Raw genomic sequence first — 6,521 nt, 5'->3', positions numbered from 1 at the left:
ACCTCGGCCTGGTGCCGCCGGAGGGGTCGCTGGCGGAACGTCTGGCACTTGGCATGTTTCGCGCCCGCGTGCGCACGAAGCGCTTCGTCGGCGCCCTGACCGGTCGTAAAGGACTGCGCTGACATGGTGTCTGGGGATTCGCGAAGCTCAAGCCCGAACTCGTCACGCAGGCCACCCTGCGCGCCGCCCGCAAAGGCAAGGCGGTGTCCATCCCCGGCGCCGCCTACAGAATCATGGCTGCCATGGTCGGCGCAGCACCGCGCGCGGTGCTGCGCAGGTTCAGCGGAGTGAGCGCGCGCAGCAAGTTCGGTGCACTTCACGGCGGACCTGCACCGGTGCAAACAGCGCCGCAGTGACGAGAACGACCGTCCTAGGTACCGGATGTACCTGGCGATGGCTGTGTCGCGAATGCGCTTAGCGGGGGCCACATTCCGGCGTCGCTAGCGCGGTATCAACGTCAGCCCTGCTTCGCCGGTGCTCCCGACGTAGACGGTGTTGTGCAGAGGGTTGACCGCGACAACCTACGTCGGGTGCCCGAGTGTCACGGTTTCGACGCTGTCGTGGACTCGAGTCGACGATGGCCGCGATCCCGTTCCAGTGGATCACCAGCAGCCGATCCCCGCCGAGGCTGATCGCGACGCACAACCGGATAAAGTGATAGACGTCAAGATAAAACTTGACAATTGACCAAATACTTGGGTAGCTTGACAATTATGCGAAGCACACACCCGTGGGACAACCACAGTGGCCGAGGCATTTCTCGCCCACATTGGAAGACCGCGGAGTCGCCGCGGAGGCCGCGGGCGTCGTGTCGGTGGGCCGCCGTCGACGGCGCCAACGCCCGGCCGGCGCGCGTCGCGCAGATCAAGCGCTTCACCATCCTCGCCGACGAGTGGCAGCCCGATTCCGACGAGTTGACTCCGACGATGAAGCTCAAGCGCCGGCCGATCGACCAGAAGTATGCGCCGCAGATCGACAAGCTCTACCCGACGAAGGAGACCGGATGAAACTCGTGAGCTACAACAACGGCGCCGCTGGCGTAGTCATCGACGACCACGTTGTCGCCCTTGCCGACCTCGACGGTGTCCCGACCGACATCACCGCATTGCTGGCTGCCGGGCCCGACGTCGCCGAGCAGGTCACCCGCCAGGTAGCGCGCGTGCGCCAACGGACTCCGTTGTCCGCCGTGGCACTCGGTGCGCCGATTCCGGCGCCGTCGAAGTACCTGGCGATCGGCTTCAACTTCACTTCGCACCTTGCAGAGATTCAAGAGGCCGCGACGCAGCCTCAGTATGCCGAGCGGATGGAGCGGTTTTCACATCTGCGTGCGGCGTTCCCAGACCAGAAGCTGCCGACGTTCTTCAATAAGCAGGTTTCCTGCATCACCGGACCCTACGATCCGATCCTGGCGCCGTACGACTCGCCGATGCTCGACTTCGAGGGAGAACTCGTCGCGGTCATCGGGCGACGCGTCCGCCGCGCCGACACCGCTACGGCGCTGGCGTCGGTCGCCGGCTACACAGTGGGCAACGATGTGTCGGTACGGGACTGGCAGCAAGACACCCCAACGATGTGGCCGGGCAAGAGCTTTGACACCCACGGGCCGATTGGGCCGTGGATCGTCACCGCCGACGAGCTGGATCCGGCGGATCTGACCATCCGCACCTGGGTCGACGGCGAGCTGCGCCAGGACGGCTCCACGAAGGAGATGGTCACCGGCATCGGCGAGATGATCGCGGCGCTGTCCCGCGTCTGCACCTTGGAGCCCGGCGACCTCATCGCCACCGGAACACCGGGAGGTGTGGGCCTGTTCTCCGGACGGCTTCTGCAACCCGGTCAGCGCGTGCGCGTCGAGATCGAGGGCATCGGCGCGATCGAGAACCCCGTCGTCGCCGAACCTGCCCCGACGCCGCAGGACAACTGACAATGACCGCGGCCACCGTCTCCAACCTGCAAGGAAACCCCACGCGAATCCCGATCAGCTGTGCCATTCCGGCGCTCGAGCCGTTCGACGACGCCGTCGGTCACGCGAAGCTGGCCGACGAGTTGGGCTATGACTCGATCATGTTGTCCCACATCGCGGCTCGTGACTCGTTTACGATGGCCGCAGCCCTGGCAATGCGCACCCAGCGGGTAGCGATAGGCACCTCAGTGGCGCCGCTGTATCACCGCTCGCCGGCATCGATGGCCCAGACCGCGGCAACAGTCGACGACATCTCGGGCGGGCGTTTTCGACTCGGCCTCGGCGTGGGCCACCGCATCACCATGGGTGGCTGGCACGGCCAGCAGATCGGCAAGCCGACAGCCGAAATGCGTGAATACATCGGCATTGTTCGCGCGATACTGGCCGGTGACGTCCCGCCGACCGGCCAGCGGTGGACGTCGAACTTTTCGTTCATGGGCTTCACGCCGCGCCCCGACATCCCGATCTATCAAGCAGCGCTGTCGCCGGCGATGCTGCGCCTGGCGGGTGAGATCGCCGACGGCGTGGTGCTGTGGGCATGCCCGTCGCAGTATGTGCGCGATGTCGTGGTGCCCGAAGTGACCGCGGGCCGCCACCGCGCCGGTAAGCCGCTCGAGGGATTTCACATCATGGCCGCGGTGCCCTCGGCGATGAGCCACGACCGCACAGCCGCGCTCGCAGGTGTGCGCAACGAGCTGCACCGGTACTTCGGCCTGCCGTTCTACCGGGCGATGTTTCAGGCCGCGGGCTTCGCCGACGACGTGGCCGCATTCGATGCTGCTTTACCCGACATCGAAGCTCAAAAGCTGGCCATCAGTGAACGATTCATCGACGACCTCTGCGCAATGGGCGACAACGACGCGGTTCGCGACGGGGTACAGCGATACCGCGACGCGGGGGTCACCAACCCCGTGATGACTGCCATCCTCGGCACCGACTTCGAACCCACGTTGCGCGCTGCCGCCATCCAAGAACCGAGTGTGACATGAGGCGGTCGCCGTGATCGTCCGCATCCACACCAGTAGAAAACCAGTAGGAATGGAGAACCCTCATGGGACAGCTCAACGATAAGACCGCCCTGGTCACCGGCGGCACCTCAGGTATCGGTCTTGCCGCCGCCAAGCGGCTAGCGGCCGAAGGTGCACATGTCTTCATCACCGGCCGCGACAAAGAACGCCTCGATGAGGCACTCGCGTCAATCGGTTCCTCGGCCAACGGTATTCGCGGCGATGTCACCGACCCTGACGATCTGGAGAGAGTCGCAGACGCGGTCAAGGCACACGGACACGGCCTTGACGTCGTGTTCACCAATGCCGGTGGGGGAGAATTCGCCCCGTTGGCAGAAACGACACCGCAACACTTCCTCGACACGTTCAACCGCAACGTCGGCGGCACCATCTTCACGGTGCAGAAAGTCTTGCCGCTCTTGAACACTGGTGCGTCGGTCATCCTGTCCGGCTCCAGCTCAGCGTCCAGCGGTACGCCAGCCATGGGCGCCTACGCGGCGTCGAAGGCGGCGGTCCGCTCCTTCGGTCGGACCTGGGCGGCCGAACTGGCCCCTCGGCAGATCCGAGTGAACACGTTGGTGCCCGGGCCGGTTGAGACGCCCGGACTTACAGGCGCCGCACCGGCCGGCCAAGAACAACAGCTGCTGGCCGGCCTTGCGGCAACGGTCCCGCTGGGCCGAGTGGCACAACCCGAGGAAATCGCCGCCGCAGTCCTGTTTCTGGCCAGCGACCAAAGTAGCTTCATGACCGGCGCCGAGCTGTTCATCGACGGCGGCGCCGAACAGGTCTAGGAACCGTCGGCTGACGGCGCGGCGGTCGGCGCCGCGCCCGCCGGTCCCGCAGTTGGGAAATCCTGCGCTCGGGCATGAGTGGCGATCGCGTCGATCAACAGAATGACCAACGTCGTGGCAAATGTGGAAGCTTCGTCGAGGAAGTAACGGCGCAGCCGGGCAAGGGAGAGTCGTTCGCTCGCGCGTCGACTTCGCCTATCAGTGCTGCAAGATGTGAATGAAATTGTCCTCGACATCACGGATCGCCGTCGAACGAATTCCCGGCGCCAGCTGCTTGTCGCGCCAGATGATCGGTACGCCCTTGTCACGCAGCTGGTCGGTCGCGCGTTGAAGGTCCTCGACAGCGAAGGCGAGAAACTTGTTCCCTTTCGGCAGCAGATGATGTGGGGGATCGGCGCATAAGCTGGGTTCGGTCGATACGGTCGGCCCATCGCCGTGGATTAGTTCCAGCTGGGTTCCCGCTCCCGCCAGAAGCACGACATTGGCCCCGTCAATCCTGACGCGCGCCTGTTCGGTGAAGCCCAGAACGCTTTGATACCACTGCGAGGATCGGTCGAGGTCAGCGACGACGATCACGGTGCAGGCAAAGGCCAGCGAGTCCAGGCCGCGGCCGGGCGCACTCACCGCCGCATCAAGGTGTTGGCTGTCGGCTGTCATGGGCTGATCTCCTCATCCCTTTTGTGACGCCAGCGAAGACTGGCGCGATGGCGGCTCGTCGAACTCCGCGTGGTCGATCTCCAATGCCCGGACGATGAGGTCCGCGGCGAGTTCCGCATGGGCTTTGACCGCGGCCGCGTCCAGCGGGTCAGCGGGGTCGAAGTGACGCGCCAGCGGGCCGAGAGTGAATTGCGCGGCGGCACCATGGGCTAGCAGGAAGTTAAATGTGCGCAGCGAGATCGGCCGCGTGCGTCCGGTGGCGGCGAGGTGATCGAGCAGCCGCTGCACCGGCGCGAGCGCGGGCTGGATGTATGTGTTGTACGCATAAGCCAGTCGCTCGGTATCTTGCCGGCCCTCGATGTTCATCAAGCCCAGCAGCTCAGGCCGCTCGGCGGAATACTCCAAGAAGGTGCGCATGGTGATTCGCAGCTGGTCGAGCGGGTCGGTCACGGTGGGGTCGAACGCCGTCGCCAACCGCAGCACAAGAGGTTGGAATGCCCAGTCGACAGTGGCGTACCACAGCGCTTCCTTCGAGCCGAAGCGGCCGTTGAGCGCGTTGTGGCTAACGCCCAACTCTCTGTTCAGAGTTCGCAGCGCCACACCGTCATACCCGTGGGTGGCAAAAGCTTTCAGCGCCGCACCGAGGATGTCGTCCAGCGAAGCCGGCGATTCATCGCGGCGGGGTCGACCGCTCGGCCTGCGTAGCGACGGCGCGTTCATGGTGTCCAATCTGAATCTCGGGTCGCCGTGAAGGCGGTATCTGCACGTTGACGATACCAGTGAATGTGATAAATGACAAATATTTATTTGCCCGGTGTCAGTCGCGGCGGCGTCGTCAACCGGGATTCGCCGGTCGATTCCAACCGCAGACCCTCGACGATCAGGTCCGACACGAGGCGGGCGTGTTCTTCGATGGCGGCGGGGTCGCTGGGGGACGCCGGGTCGAACAGAAGCGCGAGCGGCACCAGACTGTAGATCGCGGCGGCACCGTGCGCGACCAGAAAGTGGAACTCCCGCAACGCGATCGGACGAATCGTCTTCTGTTCGGTGAGGTGCAGCAGGAGCCGCCCGACGCCCGTCAATGCCGGCTGGATGTAGTTGTCGTAGATGTAGCTCAACCGGTCGGTGTCCTGGCGGGCCTCGATTCAGGCCAACGCCATCAAATCGCCCGTACATCGTCCTCGGTGACACCCGGTTCAAAGGGCGGGGGTAGATCCTTACTAATTGACGATAGATCTTCCATTGACAAACGGGGTGATGGCGCGACTCGGTGGGCCACTGGTCTTTCGAGCGGTTCGTGAGTTCCGTCGCCACTTGGCAATAGCGTGAACTCCGCTGACGGTCAGTGGAATGAGCACCGGGGACAAGACGAATAGCAGGATTGCGAACGCACTGATAATGGACATGGTTCACTCACATTTCTCCGCGGAGCGGAAGGCGACATTGTCGAACCTGGTCAGGTAGCGGTCGTGTCGAGGTTTTGTCTCATCGCGAGGCTCCTCTGCTACCGGACCCGGGTGCATTGACTGTAGCGGGTTATGTTGATACGTGTCAATATACTGGTTGGTGATTGACCTTTAATAAATTGTCATCTGGCTCCCGGTGCTGAAGCTGGCGGCCGGGGCCGCCGTGTGTGTCGTGGCAGGGGCCAATGAATCGCGACCGGACGCCTTTGCGGACTATCACAGCGGGCGTGCCCGGCAGTGATCCCCGCAGATAACGGGCGTCGGGTTCGCGGGCGGCAACCGCGAAACCGAAAGCCCGCGCGAATGTTTCGGCCCGGGCCAGGTCCGGTTTCTCGAATTCCAGCCACGCCAGATCGGTGACTTTGATCGTCGGGTTGGTAGCACGGCCGCTGTGTTCGCCCCGGTTGGGGCCGAGCTCGCTATGCAGATCGGCGTGCCCGTCGAGGGCGCTGCCGTGTCGGTGGTTTCTCATGTCGCGCTCTGCCAGATGGACGGCGTCGTCAACCGGGATTAGCCGGTCGATTCCAACCGCAGACCCTCGACGATCAGATCCGACACGAGGCGGGCGTGTTCTTCGATGGCTGGGGGGTTGCCCGGGGGTGCCGGGTCGAACAAGGTCGCGAGCGGCACCAGACTG

Annotated in this window: 9 protein-coding genes; 5 read left to right on the top strand and 4 right to left on the bottom strand. The window is 64.2% G+C overall.

Annotated features, from left to right (window positions below; genetic code table 11):
* The first annotated feature begins 203 nt into the window (after positions 1 to 203).
* The 5 genes from QOH60_RS09120 (at position 204) to QOH60_RS09100 (ending at position 3,761) form a co-directional block, all read left to right on the top strand.
* On the top strand, positions 204 to 356 hold the full coding sequence (locus QOH60_RS09120) for a hypothetical protein (protein WP_526419337.1): 153 nt from the start codon (positions 204 to 206) through the stop codon (positions 354 to 356).
* A 357-nt stretch (positions 357 to 713) separates the two neighbouring features.
* Positions 714 to 1,007: a hypothetical protein gene (locus tag QOH60_RS09115; protein ID WP_526419335.1), complete on the top strand. Its 294-nt coding sequence runs from the start codon at positions 714 to 716 to the stop codon at positions 1,005 to 1,007.
* Positions 1,004 to 1,924 carry a fumarylacetoacetate hydrolase family protein gene (locus QOH60_RS09110; RefSeq protein WP_526419333.1) on the top strand — a complete coding sequence of 307 codons (921 nt, stop codon included), beginning with the start codon at positions 1,004 to 1,006 and terminating at the stop codon, positions 1,922 to 1,924. Before QOH60_RS09115 ends, QOH60_RS09110 begins: the two co-directional genes overlap by 4 nt.
* Positions 1,925 to 1,926: 2 nt before the next feature.
* Positions 1,927 to 2,952, top strand: coding sequence for an LLM class flavin-dependent oxidoreductase (locus QOH60_RS09105; RefSeq protein ID WP_526419331.1), 1,026 nt, complete (start codon positions 1,927 to 1,929; stop codon positions 2,950 to 2,952).
* Between the two features lie 62 nt (positions 2,953 to 3,014).
* On the top strand, positions 3,015 to 3,761 hold the full coding sequence (locus tag QOH60_RS09100) for an SDR family NAD(P)-dependent oxidoreductase (protein ID WP_526419329.1): 747 nt from the start codon (positions 3,015 to 3,017) through the stop codon (positions 3,759 to 3,761).
* A 198-nt stretch (positions 3,762 to 3,959) separates the two neighbouring features.
* Here QOH60_RS09100 and QOH60_RS09095 read toward each other — a convergent pair whose 3' ends face one another.
* From QOH60_RS09095 to QOH60_RS09080, 4 genes are all read right to left on the bottom strand, one after another.
* Positions 3,960 to 4,418, bottom strand: a complete 459-nt coding sequence (locus QOH60_RS09095; protein ID WP_526419327.1) for a VOC family protein — start codon at positions 4,416 to 4,418, stop codon at positions 3,960 to 3,962.
* Between the two features lie 12 nt (positions 4,419 to 4,430).
* Positions 4,431 to 5,138 (bottom strand): TetR/AcrR family transcriptional regulator, encoded by a 708-nt coding sequence (locus QOH60_RS09090; RefSeq protein ID WP_526419325.1) that lies wholly within the window; start codon positions 5,136 to 5,138, stop codon positions 4,431 to 4,433.
* Positions 5,139 to 5,221: 83 nt separating this feature from the next.
* On the bottom strand, positions 5,222 to 5,536 hold the full coding sequence (locus tag QOH60_RS09085) for a hypothetical protein (RefSeq protein ID WP_526419323.1): 315 nt from the start codon (positions 5,534 to 5,536) through the stop codon (positions 5,222 to 5,224).
* A 433-nt stretch (positions 5,537 to 5,969) separates the two neighbouring features.
* Entirely contained in the window at positions 5,970 to 6,356 is a 387-nt protein-coding gene (locus tag QOH60_RS09080) for a VOC family protein (RefSeq protein WP_526419321.1), read from the bottom strand.
* Between the last annotated feature and the right edge of the window lie 165 nt (positions 6,357 to 6,521).

Source organism: Mycobacterium sp. (genome assembly GCF_032159765.1).
Classification (GTDB): domain Bacteria; phylum Actinomycetota; class Actinomycetes; order Mycobacteriales; family Mycobacteriaceae; genus Mycobacterium.
Note: the sequence above shows the minus strand (reverse complement) of the source record. Positions and strands in the feature narration are given on the sequence as shown.

Excerpts from the sequence above, each read along its gene's own strand:
- QOH60_RS09115 (WP_526419335.1), top strand. The coding sequence starts at position 714 with ATGCGAAGCACACACCCGTGGGACAACCACAGTGGCCGAGGCATTTCT.
- QOH60_RS09110 (WP_526419333.1), top strand. The coding sequence starts at position 1,004 with ATGAAACTCGTGAGCTACAACAACGGCGCCGCTGGCGTAGTCATCGAC.
- QOH60_RS09105 (WP_526419331.1), top strand. The coding sequence starts at position 1,927 with ATGACCGCGGCCACCGTCTCCAACCTGCAAGGAAACCCCACGCGAATC.
- QOH60_RS09100 (WP_526419329.1), top strand. The coding sequence starts at position 3,015 with ATGGGACAGCTCAACGATAAGACCGCCCTGGTCACCGGCGGCACCTCA.
- QOH60_RS09095 (WP_526419327.1), bottom strand. The coding sequence starts at position 4,418 with ATGACAGCCGACAGCCAACACCTTGATGCGGCGGTGAGTGCGCCCGGC.
- QOH60_RS09090 (WP_526419325.1), bottom strand. The coding sequence starts at position 5,138 with ATGAACGCGCCGTCGCTACGCAGGCCGAGCGGTCGACCCCGCCGCGAT.
- QOH60_RS09080 (WP_526419321.1), bottom strand. The coding sequence starts at position 6,356 with ATGAGAAACCACCGACACGGCAGCGCCCTCGACGGGCACGCCGATCTG.